We start from the raw sequence: 20,118 nt of genomic DNA, 5'->3' as shown, positions 1-20,118 counted from the left end.
CCGTCATAGCGTCAGACCGGGGCGGCCGCGGCGCGACAGCTGGGCGTCGAGACGCGGATAGACGTGGCGGGCATTGCCCTCGAAAATCTTGTAGCGGCTCATTTCGTCGAGATCGCCGAGCTGGTCGATATAGCGCTTGGTATCGTCGTAGTGATGGCCGGTTTCCGGATCGATGCCCTTGACGGCGCCGAGCATCTCGGAGGCGAAGAGGATGTTATCGACCGGAATCACTTTCGACATCAGCTCGATCCCCGGATAGTGATAGACGCAGGTGTCGAAGAAGACGTTTTTCAGCAGATGCTCCGTCAGCAACGGCTTCTTCATTTCCTGCGCCAGACCGCGATAGCGACCCCAGTGGAAAGGCACCGCGCCGCCGCCATGCGGGATGACGAATTTCAGTGTCGGAAAATCCTTGAACAGATCGCCCTGCAGCAGCTGCATGAAGGCCGTCGTGTCGCCGTTGATGTAATGGGCGCCGGTGTGGTGGAAGCAGGCATTGCAGGACGAGGAGACGTGGATCATCGCGGGCACGTCGAGATCGCAGAGCGTCTCGTAGAGCGGGTACCACTGCCTGTCGGTGAGCGGCGGGTCGGTCCAGTAGCCACCTGATGGATCCGGGTTCAGGTTGACGCCGACGAAGTCGAGTTCCTCGACGATGCGCTTCAGCTCGGGAATGCAGTTCTTCGGCGGGGCGCCCGGATGCTGCGGCAGCTGGCCGACGGCGGCGAAATTGTCGGGAAGCAGCTTGCAGATACGATGGATCAGGTCGTTGGACATCGACGACCATTGCATGCTCACCGCCTCGGTGCCGACGTGATGAGCCATGCCGGCGGCGCGCGGCGAAAAGATCGTCAGGTCGCTGCCGCGCTCCTGCTGGAACTTCAGCTGCGGCGCCACGGATTCACGCAGCATGTCGTCGGAGATGCCGAGATCGGTGCTGGTCGGCCGGCGCATGGCGTCGGAGAGACCGGCAAGCTGCTTGTCGCGGAACTGGTGAAGCGCCTGCGGCTCGGTGGTGTAATGTCCGTGAATGTCGATGATCATGGGGCAATCCTCCTTGCGCCGGGGGGCGGTGATCCGGCGTCCTCAGATGCGGACGAACAGTTCATCGACCTCGTAGCGCCGTGGCGTGATCCGCTGGTCGGCGGAGTAGTCGAAAGCAAGCTGCAGCGAGCGGCGGTTTTCCTCGAGGCCGTAGACCGGCGGCGGCGTCGCGCCGTCTTCGGCGATCGAGACGCGCCGGGCCTCTTCGAACAATTCCATCAGCTCTCCCGCCAGCCATGTGTGTTCGGCAAGCAGATCGTTGCGGACCGTCAGAACGTGGTTGATCGGCACGATGCCGGTGCGGGCGATCCAGGCTTCGGCGGCCTTGTCGCCATCGGGAACGACGGTGCGGATGCCCGAGGGATCGACGGTGCGTTCGCCCATGATGGCCGAGAGTTCGCCTGATAGCATCAGGTCGCGAAGGCCTGTCGGCTTGGTGTTGCGCAGGGTATTCTGGGGGTCGGTATATTCGCTGAGATGGGCGTCCTCCATCGTCAGCCAGGTGATGCTGTTCAGATCGACGCCGTAGTCGTCCTTGACGATGCCGCGCACCCAGACGCCCGAGGTTTGGGCATAGGCGCGCACGCCGACCGTCGTGCCGTTGAGATCCTTCGGCTCGCGGATGCTGGAACCGGTGGGACAGACGAGGTTGGCGTGGGGCAGGCGGCTCCAGAGCGGAATGGCGATGCCGGTCAGCGGCTTGCGGTAGTGATGCGCGAGAAGATGGGTGACGACAGCCAGTTCCGAAACGTCGAGCTCGTCGCCGCGGACCATGGCGCGGAAGCCCTTGGGCAGCGGCTCGTAGTCGCGGAAATCGAAATCGATGCGCGTTGACGAGACGCGGCCATCGACGAGCGGTTTGACGTGAGCATGTTTTCCCAGCGCCGTGCGCAGCTGAAGCTTTTCCGGCATCGAACCCTCCCGGATCGATTGTTCCTTTATATGGAACGATGTTCTGATTTAAAATAATACCGTGAAATGCCCGCCGGTCAATTCCGGTTCGGGCGATTTTTCAGATGGGTGGTTTCAGGCGTAGCCGCCGAGGCTCAGCAGGTAGTAGCCGGCTGCCGCTGTGGCGAGGATCGGATAGGGGCCGATCTTGGTGAAGAGCAGCAGGCCGATCGCAGCGACGACGGTGCCGGCTTCGATCCAGTTCAGATGCGCCGATTGGGCGACGGTGTAGCCGCCGGCGAAGATCAGACCGGCGGCAACCGGTGCCAGACCGCGTTCTGCAGCGATGATCCAGGGCGACGCGCGATGCTTGTGCCAGATGCTGCCGCAGACGCAGACGAGCAGCGAGGAGGGCAGGAAGATCGCCAGCGTCGCGACCAGCGCGCCGGTGAGGCCGTCGAGATGCCAGCCGATCAGGGCGAGAATCAGGGTGCCGGGTCCAGGGGCGGCGCGGGATATGGCGTAGAAATCGGTGAAGGCGCGCGGGGTCAGCATGCCGAGCACGTCGACCGTCTGGTGCTGCAGTCCGGCGATGATCGACTGGCCGCCGCCGAAGGAGACGAGCGACAAGGGTATGCAGAGCAGCACGAGATTGAGGAGCTTGGCGTCATCCATTTTTCTTCTCCTTGACGAAGAAGGCGGCGAGGATGCTCAGGGGAATGCTGACGGCGACGACCGGGACGAGCGGCCAGCGCAGCACGCCGACGGTGACGAAGACCGCGATGGCGATGAGGATCGGCACGGCGTGGCGGCGCAGCCGCTTGCCTGTTTTGATGCCCATGGTCAGCGATGAGGCGATGCCGACGCAGGCAAGACCGCGCAGCACCGTATGGGCCGCCTCGTAGCCGTTTATCTGTTCATAGAAGAAGCTCATGATCAGGATGACGGTGAAGGCGGGCGCCAGCATGCCGGTGAAGGCGAGTACCGCGCCCGTCCAGCCGCGCAGCTTAAGGCCGATATAGACGGCGAGGTTGACCGGATTGGCGCCGGGCAGGATCTGGGCGATGGTCAGCGTCTTCAGGAAATTGTCCTCGTCGAGCCAGCCGCGCCGCTCGACGATCTCCCGGTGGGTCCAGCCCGATACGCCGCCGCCGAAGGACGAGGCCCCCAGGCGCAGGAACGAGATCAGCAGATCGGAGAGCGGCACCTTTTCCTGTTCGCGCAGATGAGCTTCTACCGGCTTGTCCAAATCGGCCTCCCTTGAATGGCTGCCCTGTCCGGAATCCCGGGTGGCGGCATTCAAGGATGCGCCGCGCCATCGGGCGAAGTCCACGCCATTTCGGCTTAGCCGCACAGTAAGGAAAACTTACCGTGAGCGGCGTTCGCCTGTGGTTTTCACAGCAGGATGAGGCTTTTAGGTTGGCAAAAAGATGCGGTATCCGCGGCTCGTGCCGCTCAGCGGAAAATCGCTACACGAAGCCTTTTGTTGCCGTTGCAATATGTAAAAATCGGCCATATTCTCGAATAAAACCGTTTTTAAACAACAACTTAAATTGTGTTCTGCTAAACGGAACGCTGTACCCCTCTACGGAATGCCTATTGCCAGCCCGCAAGAAAAGTGATGGACTAAGCATAAATTTTTGCTTTGGACAAAGTTTCGGCCAGGGGTCCTAATGATCCTCAGAGGCCGGGTCTTTAAGGCGCCGGGTGAGGATAAACCGCACTCTGGGGGAGTGTGCGGCGGAGCAGCGGAGATCTTTCGGTCGCCGCTGACGGGAGGAGTAAAGCTGCAATGATTGAGACTATGTTCGGGGCGCTATTCAACCTCGTTAGCTCGCCCCATATCATGGGCCTGATGCTAATCGCCGTGGTCTTCGGACTGCTGGTCGGCGTCACGCCCGGGATCGGCGGCAAGCTGTCGATCGCCATGGCCATCCCCTTCGTCTACGGCATGGATATGGTGGCGGGAGCGGTGTTCCTGCTGACCATGCATGCCGTCAACGGCACCAGCGGCCAGATATCCAGCATCATGTTCGGCATCCCCGGCGACGGCGATGATGCGGCAACGACGCTGGACGGCTATCCCCTTGCAAAACAGGGGCAGGCGGCGAGGGCACTCGGCGCCAGTATCACGGCATCGGGCGTCGGCGGCATCATCGGCGCCGTGGTCTTCGCGATCATGATCCCGATCCTCGAACCCGTCATCCTGATGTTCAGCCCGGCGGAATTCTTCCTGATCGCGCTGCTTGGCATTAGCTTCATCGCCTTCCTTTCGAGCGGCAGCCGCATCGTCAAGGGTCTGATCGTCGGCTTTTACGGCCTGATGCTGTCGACCGTCGGCATGGACCCGATCACCGGCACGCCACGCTATTCCGGCGACTTCCTGTTCCTCTGGGACGGCGTCAGCCTGGTCACCGCCGTGCTTGCGATGTTCGCCGTGCCGGAAATGATCTCGCTCAGCACTAAGGGCGGCTCGATCTCCGCGGTGCCTATGGATACGGGCTTCTCCTACCGCCAGCTGCTGTCTGGCGTTCGTGAAGTACCGCGCCACTGGTGGCTGGTTCTCCGCACCTCCGTCATCGGCGCGATCATCGGCATGATCCCGGGTCTCGGCGGTTCGACGGCGGCCTGGCTCTGCTACGGTCACGCCGTCCAGAGCTCCAAGCATCCGGAACGTTTCGGCAAGGGTGCGATCGAAGGCGTCATTGCGCCGGAGACCGCCAGCAACGGCAAGGAAGGCGGCTCGCTGCTACCGACCCTGTTCTTCGGCATTCCCGGTTCCTCCGGCATGGCCGTCCTGCTCGGCGCTTTCCTGATCCTCGGCATCCAGCCGGGTGCGCTGATGGTGACCAAGCATCTCGACCTCGTCTGGACGCTGATCTGGGCTCTGGTCGTCGGCAACCTCATCGCCGTGGCGATCCTGCTCGTCATCTGTCGCTGGGTCGCGGTTCTGACCTTCGTCAACGGCCGCATGCTGGTGCCGTTCATCCTTGTCTTCGTGACACTCGGCTGCTTCGTCAGCGACTTCCAGTGGCAGAACCTGATCGTCCTCGTGGTGTTCAGTGCCATCGGTTACGGCTTCCTGCGTGCCGACTGGCCGCGTGCGCCCTTCGTCATCGGCCTGGTGCTCGGCGGCAAGGCGGAAGCCTCGCTCAATCAGGCACTGCAGCTCTGGGGCTACAGCTTCTTCCTGCGACCGCTGTCGCTGGTGCTGATCGCGATGATCGTCTCGCTGATGGCGTACGCCTTCTACCGCAACTTCCGCCCGGCGGCTCGCCGGCGCAACCTGGAGGTCAGCCCATGACCTTGAAGACCATCAGCTTCAGCACTGCGCTGACCTTCGTGATGCTCGCCATTTTTACCACCATGGTGGCGCTGTCGTTCGATTACCCGGCGAAGGCACGCTTTATGCCGCTGGTCGTCGGCATCCCCGGAATCCTGCTCTGTCTGGTACAACTCGGCCTCGATCTCTTCCGCTCGCCCTCGGCACCGGCCGCGGCCTCGCTCGGACAGCAGATCGCTGCGGCCAGCGCCCCGGAGAGCGGTCAGCAGGAAGAGGAACTGCCCGAGTTCGGCCCGCACACGGCGCGGCAGGAAGCCATCATGTGGGTCTACCTCGTCAGCTTCGTCACCGGCATCATCCTGTTCGGCTTCTATGTCAGCGTCCCGATCATGCTGCTGACCTTCCTGCGCAGGCAGGGCGAGGCAAGCTGGAAGTTCGCGCTGGCACTGGCGATCGCCGCAACGCTCGCTCTCTACCTGATGTTCGGACGCCTGCTCGGTATCGAGCTCCATCCGGGCTTCGTGACCCGCTGGGCAATGCACGCTTTCGGATTTGGCGCGGTCTAGCAGGGTCCGGATTGCGGGGATTTTGAGAATGCGACCGGCAAGGCCGTTCGCGCACGAGGAAGACATGCCGGGCCGCGATTGCCGAGGAGATGGGTCGCGGACGGTTCAGACACAGTACGCATAAACGACGTCATAACGCTCACTGGGAGGGAAGCATATGAACATCAACTCAATCCGCATGGCAGCGATTGGCCTGGGCGCCGGCCTGGCGCTGGTCACGGGATCGGCCTTTGCACAGGAAGGCCCTGACTTCTTCAACGGCAAGACGGTCAACTATATCGTCGCCACCGCACCGGGCGGCGGCTACGACACCAACGGCCGCCTTGTCGCACAGTTCATGCAGAAGCATCTGCCGGGTTCGACCTTCGTGGTCCAGAACATGCCGGGTGCGGGCCACCTGATCGGCGCCAACTTCATCTATGCGTCCGATCCTGACGGCCTGACTTTCGGCACCTTCAATACCGGCCTGATCTACGGCCAGCTCGCAGGTAACCCCGGCATCAAGTTCGATCTCGCCCAGATGTCCTGGATCGGCAAGGTATCGTCGGATCCGCGCGTCATCGTCGTCTCCAAGGACTCGGGCATCAACAGCTATGAGGATCTCGCCAATCTGAAGGAGCCGATCAAGTTCGCTTCCGCGGGTGTCGGCTCGGCCTCGACGATCGAGACGACGATGCTGGTCAAGGCGCTCGGCCTGAAGATCGAAGTCGTCTCCGGCTATAACGGCAGCGACGACCAGCTCGCCATGCGACGCGGCGAAGTGCAGGGCATCATCGGCTCGCGCTCGACGTTCCAGCCCTTCGTCGATGCCGGCAACGGCAAGCTGATCGCCCAGATCGGCGGCTCGGAAACCGACATTCCGCAGCTCGCCTCGCTCGTCAACAATGACGATGCCAAGCGCGTTATCGCGCTGGTGGAATCGCAGAGCGACATCTCCCGCCTGACCGCCGGCCCGTCCGACATTCCGGCCGACCGGCTGAAGGCGCTGCGTGATGCCTATCAGGCTGCCACGTCCGATCCGGAATTCCTTGCCAAGGCCAAGGAGATCGGCGTTCCCGTCGATCCGAAGATCGGCGACGACGTCGGCAGCCTCGTCAAGGGCGCCATGAACCAGACGCCTGAAGTCGTCAGCTTCCTGAAGGAGTCGCTCAAGGAGGACTGATCGTCTCTTGAGCGAATGGCCGGGCGGCAGTTCCGCCGCCCGCCTCTTTTCAATGCGGTCTCGGGAAGGCAGGCACAGCATGGATAACAAGGTGACGAACGCCGCGCTGGACGAGGCGGCGAAGAAGGACGGCATACCCTCGGCCTGGCAGTCTGACGTGATTGCCGATCTGATCAAGCAATACGGCTTTCCGTTCATCACGCTCAATCCGGGCGCCAGCTATCGCGGCCTGCATGACTCGCTGGTCAATCACAACGGCAACAATCCGCCGATGCTGATCTGCCAGCACGAGAAGATCGCCGTGCAGATCGCCCATGGCTACGCCAAGGTGACGGGCGAGCCGCTGGCTGTCATCGTTCACAATGTCGTCGGCCTCCTGCATTCCACCATGGGCGTCTATTACGCCTATACCGACCGCGCTCCTGTCTTCCTGATCGGTGCCACCGGCCCGATGGACGAGGGCAAGCGCCGTCCGCGCGTCGACTGGGCGCATACTGCCAACGTGCAGGGCAACCAGGTCCGCGATTACGTGAAATGGGACTATCAGCCGGGTGGCATCGACGGCGTCGTCGACAGCTTCGCCCGTGCCTATTCCATTATGATGACCGAGCCGCGCGGCCCGATCTACATGTGCTACGACGCCGGGCTGCAGGAAGCGCCGCTGGAGGAGCCGATCGCGCTACCTTCGCCGAAATCCGCCAAGGTGCCGAGCCGCATCGCGCCCGATCCGAAGGCGCTGGAAGAGGCAGCCGACCGGCTGGTTACCGCCGAGTGGCCGGTGCTCGTGCCGCAATTCGTCGGCCGCGACAAGAATGGCTACAACGACATGGTCGGCCTCGCCGAAGCGCTCGGCGCACCTGTCGTCGATACGCAGTGGCGCCTGAATTTCCCGACCGAACATCCGCTCGACATGCGCATGAGCAAGGACGTCTTCAAGCAGGCCGACCTGATCACGTTGCTCGACTGCCGCGACTGGGAACGCCCGACGCATGTCAACGATCGCATCAACCGGACGCTGAAGCCGCTCTTCCCGAAAGGTTGTGACTGGCTGGATATCGGCTTTGCCGACATCGAGATTTCCAAGTGGGCAACGGATTACCAGCGCTTCCCGGAAACGGCGCAGCGCGTGCTTGCCGATACGGCGCTTGCCATCCCGGCGCTGACGACGCTGATCAAGGATCGCGTCAAGGATAATGGCGCCCTTGCCAAGCGGATCGCCGAGCGCGCCGCCGCCGTCGGCGAGATGCACAAGGCGCAGCGCGCCAGGTGGCGCGAGGAGTCGCGCGACGGCTGGGATTCCAAGCCCGTCTCGCTCGGCCGTCTGGCAACCGAAGTCTGGGACAAGATTCAGCATGAAGACTGGGTGCTGACCACCAATGCCTTCGAGGACTGGGCGCTGAAGCTTTGGGATTTCGACAAGCCCTACCGCTGGCCGGGCAAGGCGCTCGGCACCGGCACGCAGATCGGCATGGCGACGGGGATCGCGCTCGCCCACAAGGGTACCGGCCGTCTCGTCGTCGATTGCCAGACGGATGGCGACCTGATGTTCGATGTCGGGGCGTTGTGGTTCGCGGCCAAGCACAAGGTGCCGTTCCTCTGCGTCATGCATAACAACCGCGCCTACTACAATGACTGGGATCACCAGATCACCGTGGCCCGCCAGCGCGGCACGCCGGTCGAGCGCGCCCATATCGGCATGGATCTCTTCGATCCGGCGCCCGATTTCGCGACGCTCGCCCGCGGTCTCGGCTGGTATGCCGAGGGACCGATCGAGGACGCCGATGATATTGGTGCCGCGCTGGAGCGGGCGATCGCCCAGGTCAAGAACGGCATTCCGGCGCTGATCGACGTCGTGACACAGCACGAAGGATAAGCGCCTCGGCGCAGCAGGCATTTGGGAGACAGGCATGAAGGTAGCAGTGGTCGGTACGGGAGAGATGGGGCTTGCAATGGCAGGCCACATGCTCGACGGCGGGCATGAGGTTTCCGGCTTTGACGTCAATGCCGAACGGCTTGCCGCGGCTGCCGAGAAGGGCATCAAACCCGCTGGCGATCTCGCGGAACTCTCCGAAGCCGAGGTCTTCATCCTCGTCGTTGCCACCGATCAGCAGGTCATCGATGTCTGCGAAACGCTGTCGGCAAGTGCTGCGAAGGGATCGATCATCGCTGTGGCGGCGACGATCAGCCCGGAGACGATGCAGAAGCTTGGTCCGAAGCTGAGAGAAAGGGGCATCGGTCTTGTCGATGCGCCTGTCGTCTATGGGGCATCGGGTGCGCGCTCCGGCACGCTGCTTTCGCTGTGCGGCGGCAGCGAGGAGGATGTCGAACGCATCCGCCCGGCGATGATGTGCTACAGCCGCGAGGTTGTCCGCGTCGGGCCGCTTGGATCCGGCCAGATCGCCAAGTCCTGCAACAATCTGCTCCACTGGGTCCATTGCGTCGCCAATTACGAGACGCTGCTGATCGCCAAGCGCTACGGCATCGACGCCCAGCGCATGCGCGAAATCCTGCTGCTTTGCCCCGGCACCAACGGCACGCTCGCCCGCTGGGATTCGACGCGCTTCACCTGGCAGGAAAAGGACATGGATGTGACGCTGGAGTTGGCACAGAAGGCCGGGCTGATGCTGCCGCTCGCCGGTCAGGTGGACCAGATCATCAAGTCGCTGAAAGCCGACGACGTGAAGGGTCTGCTTTATGGCGAGGAGGCGAGCTACCTCGGCAAGACCGTGCGGCCGATGACACCGGCCGAAGGGGGCGTTGCCTGACGCCTGCCGCCCATGAATTCGCGCCCGCGCATGCGCCAGGAGCCCCCTCTGGAAATGTGCTGAACCGCCGCTCCGTCATCTGACGGCTCCAGTGGTGAAACCGAAACAAGACATCGAGAGTGAGATTATGTCCGTCAGTGAAAATCCAGCCGTCGCCGATCCCGTTGCCGTCAAGGATCCCGGCAATTCGAAATTTCTGGTCGATCCCTATGGCGACTGGTCGAAGGGCGAGGGGATCCCGATCCATTTCGATCTCGGCCACGACCTCCTGGCGCTCGAAACCGGAACCTGGGACCGCTACGATGCCCGCGGCTGCTTTGCGCATACCCAGGGCATGGGCGACTTCATGGCGAATTACGTCATCGAAGTTCTGCCGGGCAAGAAGACGCGGCCGGTGAAGCATCTCTACGAGGCCTTCTTCTATGTGCTGTCGGGCTACGGCTCGACCACCGTCTGGCTGCCGAACGGCGAGACGCGGACATTCGAATGGGGTCCGAAGGCGCTGTTTGCGATACCGCTGAACTGCCAGTATCAGTTCCACAACGGCTCCGGTCAGGAAACGGTGCGGCTCTCCTGCACCAACCATGCGCCGCTGACAATCAACCTCTACCACAATCTGAAATTCGTCTTCGAGAACGACTTCGACTTCGACGACCGCATCGGCGGCGCCAAGCATTTCGAGGGCGAGGGCGTGCTCTACAGCTACGGCGCGGAATCCGCCCGCAAGGTGCAGAACGTCTGGGAAACCAACTTCGTCCACGACCTGACGAGCTTCAAGCTTTACGAGTTCGACGGCCGCGGCAAGGGTTCGCTCAACGTCAACTTCGTGCTCGCCGACGGCACCATGCACTCGCATGTCTCGCAGATGCCGGTCGGGCGCTACAAGAAGGCGCATCGCCATGCGGCGGGCACGCACGTCCATGCCGTGGACGGCGAGGGCTATTCGCTGATGTGGTACGAAGGGGAATCCGAGTTCAAGGAAATCCCGTGGCGCCACGGCTACATGTATACGCCGCCCTTCTGGATGTACCACCAGCACTTCAACACCTGTGACCAGCCGGCGCGCTACGTCGCCTGCTCGCTCGGCAGCCGCCGCTACCCGTTCATCTCGCTGCGCCGCAAGAGCGCGGAAGGTGGCGGTGCCACTTCGGTCAAGGATGGCGGCCGCCAGATCGAGTACGAGGATCAGGATCCGCGCGTTCACCGCAAGTTCCTCGAGGAACTGCAGAAGACTGGCGTACCCTCGGCCATGGGTGACATCTTCGACGAGGCGGCTATCATGGCGCTCGACAAGGAAAGCCTCACCGGCGTCATCAAGACGCCGATCCTCGCCGGTCCGGCCAGCTGACCAGAGGCGAGCCGGTGGCAGGTCCGCCGGCCTCCTCGCGCAGGCATGTACAGGGAATAGAGTGAAGTGCACGATCTCGATTTCGATCACGAACATGGCGATCTCTCGGACGATGAGCGCCGGGCGATTTCCGACTGGCTGTGGCAGCAGGAAACCGTCGAGCTTCTGACCGTCGGCATCGATATCGGCAGCTCGACCTCGCATCTGCTTTTCGCCCGCGTCGTCATGCGCCGCGAGACGGAAGAGCTCTCCAGCCGTTTCCAGGTGATCGACCGCCAAGTGGTCTGGCGCTCGCCGATCCTGCTGACGCCCTTCCTGCCCGACGGGACGATCGACGCGCATGAACTCAGGCATTTCTTCGCCCATTGCTACGAGGATGCCGGATACAAGCGCAGCCATATCGATACCGGTGCTGTGATCCTCACCGGCGAGGCGATCAAGCGGAAGAATGCGCGGGCGATCGACGAGATCTTCGCCAGCGAATCCGGCCGTTTCGTCTGCGCGACCGCAGGTCACAAGCTCGAATGCATGCTGGCGGCCCATGGCTCCGGTGCCACGGAACTGTCGAAGAAGCGCAATGCTTGCGGGCTGCATGTCGATATCGGCGGCGGCACCACCAAGCTGGCGCTGATCAGCAAGGGAGAGATCATCGATGTCGCTGCCTTCGCCGTCGGCGGGCGTCTGGTGGCGCAGGATAAGACGGGGGCATGGACCCGTGTCGATGAATCGGCCTCGATCGTTGCCTCCGAACTCGGCCTCTCAACCGATCCGGAAACGCTGGGGAGACCGGAGGTGCGGCTGGCGATCGCAAGGCGGTTGGCGGCCGCTGCCGTCGACCAGATCCTCGGCGCGCCGCTCGATGCGCTCGGCGAAGAGCTGCTGCTGACCGAACCGCTGGACCGCAGCTTCCGGCCCGATTACGTCACCTTCTCGGGTGGCGTCTCGGAATACATCTTCGAATACGAGACCGCCGATCACGGCGATATCGCCCAGATGCTCGCCAAGGAGATCATCGCGCAGCTGACGCCGCGGATCGATATGCCCATCGTCGATGCCGGGCAGCGTATCCGTGCCACCGTCATCGGCGCCTCACAGTTTACCGTGCAGGTCAGCGGCAAGACGATGTACCGCACCGGCAATCGCGGCCTGCCATCGCATAACATCCCGGTTGTTCATCTCGGCCATGCGGTGCCTGAACATGTCGATGCCGAAGCGATCGCCAGGGCCTTTGCGGCGGGAGCGGAGCGCCGGGACAGCATGATTGCCGCGCCGCTGGCGCTGGCCTTCACCTTCACCGGTCTGCCCGACTATCCGCGGCTGCTTGAGCTCGCCAAGGCGATCAAGATGTTTGCGGCGCCCGAGGGGCATCGCGACGAATTGCTGGTGCTCGTCATCGATGGCGATATTGGCCAGACGCTCGGCCGTATCCTCGACCGCGAGCTGAAGATCGGGCCGCATCTGATCTCGATCGATGGCGTGCAGCTGAAAGAACTCGATTTCGTCGATCTCGGCGAATTCATCAATCCGCCGGGCGTCGTGCCCGTCGTGATCAAGTCGCTGTTGTTTTCGTAACGGATCGCCCGATGGCCTTGATTTGAAGGGCGGGCGGATGTACGTTGAGTTTAAATTGGAACGATGTTCCGCATATAGGAACATCCGATTGGGAGGAGAAACCCATGCATCAGGATCCCCTTGGCGGCGGCACAGGCACGCACTGGCACGAGCCGGCCGGCACGAAGAAGGCAGGTTTCGGCGAGTTCAAGAAGCAGCCGACGCCCTATGACCAGTTCATGGAAGAGGAAGGCATTCCTGTCTTCCGCGACCTCGGTATTTCCAACGTCAAGAACCTGCCGCTGAAGCCCTGGAAGCGCACCGGCGGCCGCGGCAGCTATATCCAGCTTTACGGCACAGAGACCAAGTGGGGCTGTCACCTCGTCGAAGTGCCCGCCGCCGGCGAACTCAATCCGGAAAAGCACATGTACGAGGAAATCTACCTCGTCGTGGAGGGCCGCGGCTCGACCGAAGTTTGGCTCGAAGGCGAGGGCAAGAAGCATGTGTTCGAATGGCAGGAAGGATCGATGTTCTCGATCCCGATGAATGCCTGGCACCGCATCGTCAACGCCACCAACAGCCCGGCGCTGCTGCTCGGCGGCACGACGGCGCCTGTCGTCGTCAACGCCATCCAGAATTTCGACGCCGTCTATAACAACCCCTTCGTCTTCCGCGACCGCTTTTCGGGCGCCGACGACTTCTACAAGTATCGCGAGGAGATCGAGCCGGATCCGGTGCGCGGCCTTGCGATGCGCCGCACCAACTTCCTGCCCGATGCCGTCAATTGCGACCTGCCGCTCGATAACCGCCGCTCGGTCGGCTATCGCCGCGTCGAGCCGTTCATGACCAACAACAATTTCTACTACTGGATCGGCCAGCACGAGAACGGCCGCTATTCCAAGGCGCATGCCCACACCTCGGCGGCAATCCTGATCTGCCTGAAAGGCGAGGGCTATACCTATACATGGCCGGAAGAATGCGGCGTCAATCCGTGGGAAAACGGCCATGCCGACCGCGTCCGCCGCCTCGACTACGGCCAGTACGGCATGGTGACGGCGGCGCCGGGTGGCGCACGCTGGTACCACCAGCATTTCAGCGTCTCGAAGGACGATTTCCGCCTGACGGCGTGGTTCGGCCCGCACAATCCGGGCCGTGATCCCGGGGCTCCGGGCGAAAAGCACATCGACTATACCGCGATCGACGTCAACGAAGGCGGCACGGCCATTCCGTACTGGATGGAAGATCCGTATATCCGCAAGGAATATGAGGCGCTTCTGAAGAAGAACGGTGTGGAGGTTCGCATGAAGCCGGAATGGTATGACAAGCCGGCCGACACGACGACGAAGAAGTCGACCGTCGTCTGATCATGGCTGACGACGAAGAAGAACAGGGCGGCCGGATATTCTTTTCGAATGTCGGCCGCAGCATGGAGCTCGAAGACGAGATCGTGCTGGTCAGCGTCGGTATCGATATCGGCTCCTCGACCTCGCATCTCGCCTTTTCCCGCATCGTGCTCGAAAGGCTCGACACCCGCTACATGGTTGTCGAGCGTACGCTGTTGCATCAGTCGGACGTGCTTTTGACGCCCTATAGCGGTGACGACGAGATCGATGCCGATGCGCTCGGCGCCTTCTTCGCCGACCAGTACAGGCAGGCGGGCATCACGCCTGATGATATCGATACCGGCGCGCTGATCCTGACCGGTGTTGCCGTCCGGCGCAGCAATGCCCGGGCGATCGGGACGCTGTTTTCAGAGGAGACCGGCAAGTTCGTGGTCGTCAGCGCTGGTGACGGGCTGGAGACGACGCTCGCCGCCTTTGGTTCGGGCGCGGTGGCGCTTTCGGGCCGGACGGGTGAGAGCGTGCTGAACGTCGATATCGGCGGCGGTACCTCGAAGCTTGCCTTTTGCAGTGCGGGAACGATCCGGCATATCGCGGCGATCGATATCGGCGCCCGCATTGTTGCCTTCGACGAGAACCGCAGGATCACCCGCGTCGAGGAGGCCGGTCGCTATTTCGGCCGCAAGGCGGGTGTCGAAGTCGAGCTTGGGGCGACACTCAGCGAAGCCGATGCGCGCAGGCTGGCATCGGCGATGGTCGAGCAACTGTTCGAGGCGATGCAGGGTGGGGAGACGGTGGGGCTCCATCGTTTGCCGCCGCTGCCATCCGTTCTGCCTGATGTCGTCACGGTCTCCGGCGGTGTCGCGGAATTCCTCTATGCCGAAAAGCCGGAGAGCTTCAGCGATCTCGGCCCGCTGCTGGCGGAGATCCTGCGGGAAAAGCTGGAAAGCTGGTCGCCGCGCTTGGAGAAGCCGGAGCAGGGCATCCGCGCCACCGTCGTCGGCGCCTCGCAATATACGGTGCAGGTCAGCGGCAGTACGATCTTCGTTCATCCGCTGTCACTGCTTCCCGTGCGCAATATCCCGGTTATCAAACCGGCGATCGAATTCGGCGACAAGATCGACCCCGCCGATGTCGCAGCACGGGTGACGGAGTCCCTCTCTCGCCTTGATCTCAATAGCGGCGAAAGCCCGGTTGCGGTCTGCTACGACTGGGATGGCTCGGCAAGCTATCGCCGCCTCGACGGCTTCTGCCGCGGGGTGATCGAGGGTCTGACACCGCTGCTTTCCAAGGGACACCCGTTGATCCTGGTCGGCAACGGCGATGTCGGCGGCCTTGTCGGCATGCATTGCAAGCTGGAGGCCGGCATTTCCTCGCTGGTCTCGATCGACGGCATCAAGCTCGATGAGTTCGACTTCATCGATATCGGCGCCATGCTGGAAACCTCTGGTGCCGTGCCTGTCGTCATCAAGTCGCTGGTGTTTCCGGACAAGAAGCTCGGCAGCGGCTAGGAACTCGACACATCCCGCCTGGGGGCGGGATGTGTCGAGACAAAGGCCTCAGCCTCGGCCCGCAGCCATTCGCAGAAGATGACGGATTTGCGGTTCCGCCTTGCGCGGCGCAGCGCCACGTATTCGTGGCCGCTGTCGAGGAAGCCGAAGGGGGCCGCCAGCCTGTTGTCGCGGATGTCGTCCGTGACATACGGCCAAGGCGCGACGCAGACGCCGAGCCCTGCGCCTGCCGCTTCCAGCATGAAATAGAAGTGTTCGTATTCGACGCGCGGTCCGCTCTCGATGTTTAAACCCGAGCGCGCCAGCCAGTCGCCCCAGGCGCGGAGCCGGGTCTTGGTGTGCAGCTGCGGCAGGCCGCCGATCTGTGCCGACAGGGCCGGAGAGACCACCGGTCCGGTCTGTTCGGGAAAGAGCGGGATGACATCGGCACCGTCGGGCCAGGGTGCGGTGCCGACACGGATCGCCACGTCGAAGCCGTCGCGGGCGAAATCGACCGGCCGGGACGAGGCCGTCAGCCGCACGTCGATACTGGGATGTTCGGCCTGGAAGCGATAAAGCCGCGGGATCAGCCAGCGCATCGTGAAGGTGCCGGGGCAGGAGACATCGAGCGGGCCATCGCCGGTATCGGCAACGGCGCGCACCGACATGTCGATCTGGTCGAAGGCAGCGACCAGCCCCGGCAGCAGCGTCTGCCCGGCCTCCGTCAGCCGCATCCTGTTCTTCGGTCCTTCGAACAACGCTACGCCGAGAACCTCCTCCAGATGCTGGATCTGGCGGCTGATGGCGCTGTGCGTCACGTTCAGCTCTTCGGCGGCCAGCGTCATGCGGCCGTGGCGGCCTGCGGCTTCGAAGGCGCGGAGCGCATTGAGGGAGGGCAGACGTCTTGCCATGTGCGTTTTAGGAACAATCCGTGTTCGAGCTTATCGGTTTTCATCCTGGAGAATATGATGTTTTCTCCAGTTGCAACACTAAGGCAAAGCCGCTGAGCGCACAACAGGTGCTGGATGCCCAGGCATTCGGCAGGGCGAAGCTTTGCCTGGCAAAGGATGGAAACCATGAACAGCAGACATGTAGACGGAGGTGCCGGCGACGCCAATTACGGTGTGATCGGCACTAATTACACCCGGTACCGGCAGCCGGATCCCCATATCGCCGCCTTCATCTGGCGCGCGCTAGGGGATGCCCGGACGGTGCTCAATGTCGGCGCCGGTGCCGGTTCCTACGAGCCGACCGATCGCGCCGTCACCGCCGTCGAGCCTTCGGCCTCGATGCGTGCCCAGCGTCCGGCGCATCTGCCGGTAGCGATCGATGCGGTGGCGGAAAAGCTGCCCTTCGCCGATGACAGCTTCGATGCCAGCATGACGACCTTCTCGGTCCACCAATGGTCTGATCTCAAGGCCGGGCTTGCCGCGATGCGCCGGGTGACGCGCGGGCCGGTCGCCGTGCTGAGTTGCGATCCGGACGAGCTGCATCGCTCATGGCTGCAGGCCTACGCCCCTGAAATGATCTCCGTCGAGGCCAGCCGTTATCCGCCGCTTGCGGCCATCTCCGGCGCCTTGGGTGGGGCGATCGAGATCAAGCCAGTGCCGATCCCGCTTCACTGCACCGACGGCTTCGGCGAAGGCTATTACGGCCGCCCCGAGCGGCTGCTTGATCCCGGCGCACGGCTTGCCAACTCGGCCTGGAGCTTCGTCGACGCTTCCGTTGGCGAGCGCTTCGCCGAAGAGCTCGGCCGCGATCTGAACGATGGCAGCTGGGACAGGCGCTATGGCGAACTTCGCTCGCAGCCGTTCTTCGAGGGGTCGCTGCGGCTGATCGTTTCGACGCCGTGAACGGATAGCGGCTTACCGCTCACAGCTTTCAGGCAGCCCGTCGCCTATGCGGCGAAGGGGCTGCCTTGCCGGATGACGATAAAACCGATAGAAGTTTCTTTCGGCTTTCGGATTTTATCGGAAACGAAATTCAACGAAATCAGCAAACTGCGGGATAAAATTTTAAAACCGGCGAAGTTTCTTGCCGTTGCCCGTTGCTAAATTTCAAATTGATCCTATATTGGGTTCATCGACCATTGCTTGTGACGTCGCTCAAGAGCGCTTTTGCCTCTTCAGATTTCCTTCCAAATAATCGATCTAGGTCCGCAAAGTATCGCGGAAAAAACAACGGTTGCTTTGAAAGGAGATCGTTATGAATACAGGTACAGTCAAGTGGTTCAACGCCACCAAGGGTTTCGGCTTTATCCAGGCTGACAACGGCGGCGCAGACGTTTTCGTCCACATTTCTGCAGTTGAACGCGCAGGCCTGCGCTCGCTCGCAGACGGACAGAAGATCCGTTTCGACATCGTGCAGGACCGCAAGTCCGGCAAGAACTCGGCGGACAACCTGCAGGCTGAATGAATTTGTCACGGCTCGCGCGACCACGGATGTACTGGCGCGCTGAGACGATGACGGAGGAAGGTCGGGATTAGTCCCGGCCTTTTGTTTTTTCATCTGATACGGAGAACGGCATGACGAACCGCCACTACCGGCCGGGCGATAGCATCGTTCTGAAGCCGGGAATTCTAGGAAGCGTCCAGCCAGGCGGCGCCGGCCGCGTCGTGTCGGTCATGCCGGCAGCACAGGGCTTCGTCCATTACCGCGTCAGATTCCAGAACGAGAATTGCGAGCGAAGCGTCCGCCAGGACGATATCGACGTTCTGGCATCGTCAGGCCGCCCCGCCGCCGAGGTCAAGGTGACGGAAAGCCCGAAATCGAGCTGGATCAATTCGAACACGATCCGCATCAAGAAATAACGGCCGTTGGCCGATTAAGGAGACGTCTTGCAGGTACTCGTCCGGGATAACAACGTCGATCAGGCTCTTCGCGTCTTGAAGAAGAAGATGCAGCGCGAGGGTGTGTTTCGCGAAATGAAGGCGCGCAGCGCCTATGAAAAGCCTTCTGAAAAGCGCGCCCGCGAAAAGGGCGAAGCGATCCGCCGCGCCCGCAAGCTTGCCCGCAAGCAGGCTCAGCGCGAAGGCCTCCTGCCGGCTCCCAAGAAGAAGATCCTGGCGCGCGCCCGCTAACCGACCGTCATACCGGGACAGGCACTCCTGAAGGAGGAAAGCATGACCAAGACGAAAGACAATCTCTTCAAGCCCGAAAAGCTTTCGGCGCAGGCGAAGGCGGAAAACACCGCCTCGATGGCCAAGGAGATCATGGCCGGCGAGCTCATCGAGCGGCAGAAGAAGACCGAGAGACTGCGGGCGCTGCGTTTGGCGCAGCCCGTAGCCGAGCCGCCCGCGAAGAAGACACGCGCGGCCAGCAAGAAATCCTGAGTTCATTCTCATCTTGAGAACGCCGCCGCCAGGCGGCGTTTTCGCGTCTGGGCATATCAGCCGCGGGCTGTTGTTTCCGGCCGGCGAATGCGCGCCTCAATGGCGCGGGCCGATTGGCCACGCAGCGTCTGCAGCGTCGTCATCGGGAAGGTGATCTCTGCCAAGGCGCGGATGAAGGCGCTCTCCTCAGGCTTCGAAAAACGCACGAAGACGCTGCCTTCCTGCTGCCGGATCTGCGCGCAGGTGATGAAAATTTCCGATGTTCCGAGACAGAGATAGAAGTGCGCTGTCAGCTGCTCGATGCCGCGCGCCTGCAATATGGCGCCGGTCTCGCTGATGCTGACGATGCGCACCTGCCGGGCCGTGAAGGACTTCACGCCCTTGACTGGGCAGAGCGCCCGGGCAACCAGATTGACCCGATGATAGGCAGGCTCGGCGCTATCGCCCGCAAAGGCAAGCCGCGACAGATAGTTGCGGTGGGTGTTCGAATTCAACATGAAATGACTGCGAAAAAGACATTAACGAATTTTTAACCATGTAGCCGCCGCAAGCCGGAAAGGCAACGCGCATTGCGTGTGCCCCGACGCAAAGATGTTGATGATTTCCTGCCCCGGAGAGCTGCCGGCCGCGGGCAGGGTGAGTCGGGCAGCGGTTCGCCCGAACGCGGCCGCGGCGGGTCGCCGGTGATGGCCGCTGGCCATGCCCCGGACAGGTATTCTGTATTGAAACGGCAAGGCTGCAACGTGGCCGCTGTGGACCGTAACCCTTCGTTAAGGTTGATCGCCTGGCAATTGGAATTTCCGGCCCGTGCCAGGGCTGAAGCACCCTAAAATGGCTGGGCGGCTTTTGGCCGACCCTGATGATTTTCCTTAAGATGGTGTTTTATGTCTAATATTTCCGATGACCTGCCGCCGATCGGACCAGATAGCGCCGGTGACGGCGTGGCCAGAACCGGAGCTGCCTGGCAACGCCTGCGTCAGCATGAGGCAGATCTGCTGTTCTCCGCCGTACCGCCGGAAGTTGTGGAGGCGCAGCGTCCGGAGCTGCGCAAAAGGTCAACGACATTCCTGTCGAAATCGAGGTGGTGATCGGGCGGGCGCGTGTTTCGGTTGCCGAGTTGATGCGGGTCGATCCGGGTCACAGCTTCCGGCTGGATAGCCGTTTCGGCGAACCGGTCGAGCTGCTGGTCAATGGCCGGCTGATCGGCCACGGCGAAATCGTTGCCGATGCCGACGACAATGTCGTCGGCGTGCGGATCGTTCGTCTCGCAGGTTGAGAGCGTTTTCATTGGGGGCAAGTGCACGGGCCATCAGGCCCGCAACGGTGCCGGTCAGGATCGCGGGGGC

At 62.3% G+C, this 20,118-nt stretch carries 22 protein-coding genes; 16 read left to right on the top strand and 6 right to left on the bottom strand.

The genetic code is table 11. The features are described 5' to 3' along the window. Positions 1-3: 3 nt before the first annotated feature. From AC1DJO_RS14635 to AC1DJO_RS14620, 4 genes are all read right to left on the bottom strand, one after another. Positions 4-1,044: an amidohydrolase family protein gene (locus tag AC1DJO_RS14635; RefSeq protein WP_477971333.1), complete on the bottom strand. Its 1,041-nt coding sequence runs from the start codon at positions 1,042-1,044 to the stop codon at positions 4-6. A 42-nt stretch (positions 1,045-1,086) separates the two neighbouring features. Continuing rightward, positions 1,087-1,956 (bottom strand): substrate-binding domain-containing protein, encoded by an 870-nt coding sequence (locus tag AC1DJO_RS14630; protein ID WP_477971331.1) that lies wholly within the window; start codon positions 1,954-1,956, stop codon positions 1,087-1,089. A gap of 114 nt (positions 1,957-2,070) precedes the next feature. Then, positions 2,071-2,610, bottom strand: a complete 540-nt coding sequence (locus AC1DJO_RS14625; protein WP_477971329.1) for a chromate transporter — start codon at positions 2,608-2,610, stop codon at positions 2,071-2,073. After that, entirely contained in the window at positions 2,603-3,184 is a 582-nt protein-coding gene (locus tag AC1DJO_RS14620; RefSeq protein WP_477971327.1) for a chromate transporter, read from the bottom strand. The genes AC1DJO_RS14625 and AC1DJO_RS14620 overlap by 8 nt, the downstream gene beginning before the upstream one ends. Before the next feature lie 543 nt (positions 3,185-3,727). Here AC1DJO_RS14620 and AC1DJO_RS14615 point away from each other — a divergent pair. The 9 genes from AC1DJO_RS14615 (at position 3,728) to AC1DJO_RS14575 (ending at position 15,461) form a co-directional block, all read left to right on the top strand. Next, positions 3,728-5,239, top strand: a complete 1,512-nt coding sequence (locus AC1DJO_RS14615) for a tripartite tricarboxylate transporter permease (protein ID WP_112390211.1) — start codon at positions 3,728-3,730, stop codon at positions 5,237-5,239. Further along, entirely contained in the window at positions 5,236-5,784 is a 549-nt protein-coding gene (locus AC1DJO_RS14610; protein WP_112540630.1) for a tripartite tricarboxylate transporter TctB family protein, read from the top strand. The genes AC1DJO_RS14615 and AC1DJO_RS14610 overlap by 4 nt, the downstream gene beginning before the upstream one ends. A 157-nt stretch (positions 5,785-5,941) precedes the next feature. Then, on the top strand, positions 5,942-6,946 hold the full coding sequence (locus tag AC1DJO_RS14605; RefSeq protein WP_112390213.1) for a Bug family tripartite tricarboxylate transporter substrate binding protein: 1,005 nt from the start codon (positions 5,942-5,944) through the stop codon (positions 6,944-6,946). Positions 6,947-7,025: 79 nt separating this feature from the next. Next, positions 7,026-8,819, top strand: a complete 1,794-nt coding sequence (locus AC1DJO_RS14600; protein ID WP_477971325.1) for a thiamine pyrophosphate-binding protein — start codon at positions 7,026-7,028, stop codon at positions 8,817-8,819. A gap of 34 nt (positions 8,820-8,853) precedes the next feature. Beyond that, entirely contained in the window at positions 8,854-9,711 is an 858-nt protein-coding gene (locus AC1DJO_RS14595) for an NAD(P)-dependent oxidoreductase (protein WP_477971323.1), read from the top strand. A 127-nt stretch (positions 9,712-9,838) separates the two neighbouring features. Next, positions 9,839-11,059, top strand: coding sequence for a cupin domain-containing protein (locus tag AC1DJO_RS14590; RefSeq protein ID WP_477971322.1), 1,221 nt, complete (start codon positions 9,839-9,841; stop codon positions 11,057-11,059). Between the two features lie 66 nt (positions 11,060-11,125). Then, positions 11,126-12,631: an ethanolamine ammonia-lyase reactivating factor EutA gene (locus AC1DJO_RS14585; protein ID WP_477971321.1), complete on the top strand. Its 1,506-nt coding sequence runs from the start codon at positions 11,126-11,128 to the stop codon at positions 12,629-12,631. Positions 12,632-12,735: 104 nt separating this feature from the next. Beyond that, positions 12,736-13,974, top strand: coding sequence for a cupin domain-containing protein (locus tag AC1DJO_RS14580; RefSeq protein WP_477949451.1), 1,239 nt, complete (start codon positions 12,736-12,738; stop codon positions 13,972-13,974). A gap of 2 nt (positions 13,975-13,976) precedes the next feature. After that, a complete protein-coding gene (locus tag AC1DJO_RS14575) occupies positions 13,977-15,461 on the top strand; it encodes an ethanolamine ammonia-lyase reactivating factor EutA (protein WP_477971319.1) in 1,485 nt (494 codons plus the stop codon). Here AC1DJO_RS14575 and AC1DJO_RS14570 read toward each other — a convergent pair. Beyond that, positions 15,458-16,351: a LysR substrate-binding domain-containing protein gene (locus AC1DJO_RS14570; RefSeq protein ID WP_477971317.1), complete on the bottom strand. Its 894-nt coding sequence runs from the start codon at positions 16,349-16,351 to the stop codon at positions 15,458-15,460. The genes AC1DJO_RS14575 and AC1DJO_RS14570 overlap by 4 nt on opposite strands. Positions 16,352-16,516: 165 nt before the next feature. On the opposite strand from AC1DJO_RS14570, the gene AC1DJO_RS14565 reads away from it, so the two are divergent. The 5 genes from AC1DJO_RS14565 (at position 16,517) to AC1DJO_RS14545 (ending at position 18,772) form a co-directional block, all read left to right on the top strand. Beyond that, positions 16,517-17,293: a class I SAM-dependent methyltransferase gene (locus tag AC1DJO_RS14565; protein WP_477971315.1), complete on the top strand. Its 777-nt coding sequence runs from the start codon at positions 16,517-16,519 to the stop codon at positions 17,291-17,293. 352 nt (positions 17,294-17,645) lie between these two features. Further along, positions 17,646-17,855 carry a cold-shock protein gene (locus AC1DJO_RS14560; RefSeq protein ID WP_112390220.1) on the top strand — a complete coding sequence of 70 codons (210 nt, stop codon included), beginning with the start codon at positions 17,646-17,648 and terminating at the stop codon, positions 17,853-17,855. 110 nt (positions 17,856-17,965) lie between these two features. Then, positions 17,966-18,250: a cold-shock protein gene (locus AC1DJO_RS14555; RefSeq protein WP_112390221.1), complete on the top strand. Its 285-nt coding sequence runs from the start codon at positions 17,966-17,968 to the stop codon at positions 18,248-18,250. Positions 18,251-18,277: 27 nt separating this feature from the next. Continuing rightward, positions 18,278-18,520: a 30S ribosomal protein S21 gene (rpsU, locus tag AC1DJO_RS14550; RefSeq protein ID WP_112518562.1), complete on the top strand. Its 243-nt coding sequence runs from the start codon at positions 18,278-18,280 to the stop codon at positions 18,518-18,520. Between the two features lie 42 nt (positions 18,521-18,562). Beyond that, positions 18,563-18,772: a hypothetical protein gene (locus AC1DJO_RS14545; protein WP_112390223.1), complete on the top strand. Its 210-nt coding sequence runs from the start codon at positions 18,563-18,565 to the stop codon at positions 18,770-18,772. A gap of 56 nt (positions 18,773-18,828) precedes the next feature. Here AC1DJO_RS14545 and AC1DJO_RS14540 read toward each other — a convergent pair whose 3' ends face one another. Next, complete coding sequence (locus AC1DJO_RS14540; RefSeq protein ID WP_477971313.1) at positions 18,829-19,269, bottom strand: hypothetical protein; 441 nt, start codon at positions 19,267-19,269, stop codon at positions 18,829-18,831. Positions 19,270-19,656: 387 nt separating this feature from the next. Here AC1DJO_RS14540 and AC1DJO_RS14535 point away from each other — a divergent pair, with 387 nt between their 5' ends. Together AC1DJO_RS14535 and AC1DJO_RS14530 are read left to right on the top strand one after the other, a co-directional pair. Then, positions 19,657-19,860, top strand: coding sequence for a hypothetical protein (locus AC1DJO_RS14535; RefSeq protein ID WP_477971311.1), 204 nt, complete (start codon positions 19,657-19,659; stop codon positions 19,858-19,860). Next, positions 19,854-20,048: a FliM/FliN family flagellar motor switch protein gene (locus AC1DJO_RS14530; RefSeq protein WP_477971309.1), complete on the top strand. Its 195-nt coding sequence runs from the start codon at positions 19,854-19,856 to the stop codon at positions 20,046-20,048. Before AC1DJO_RS14535 ends, AC1DJO_RS14530 begins: the two co-directional genes overlap by 7 nt. Positions 20,049-20,118 lie beyond the last annotated feature (70 nt).

The organism is Rhizobium sp. 05N430, from assembly GCF_056396985.1.
This window is presented reverse-complemented; position numbering and strand designations above follow the sequence as displayed.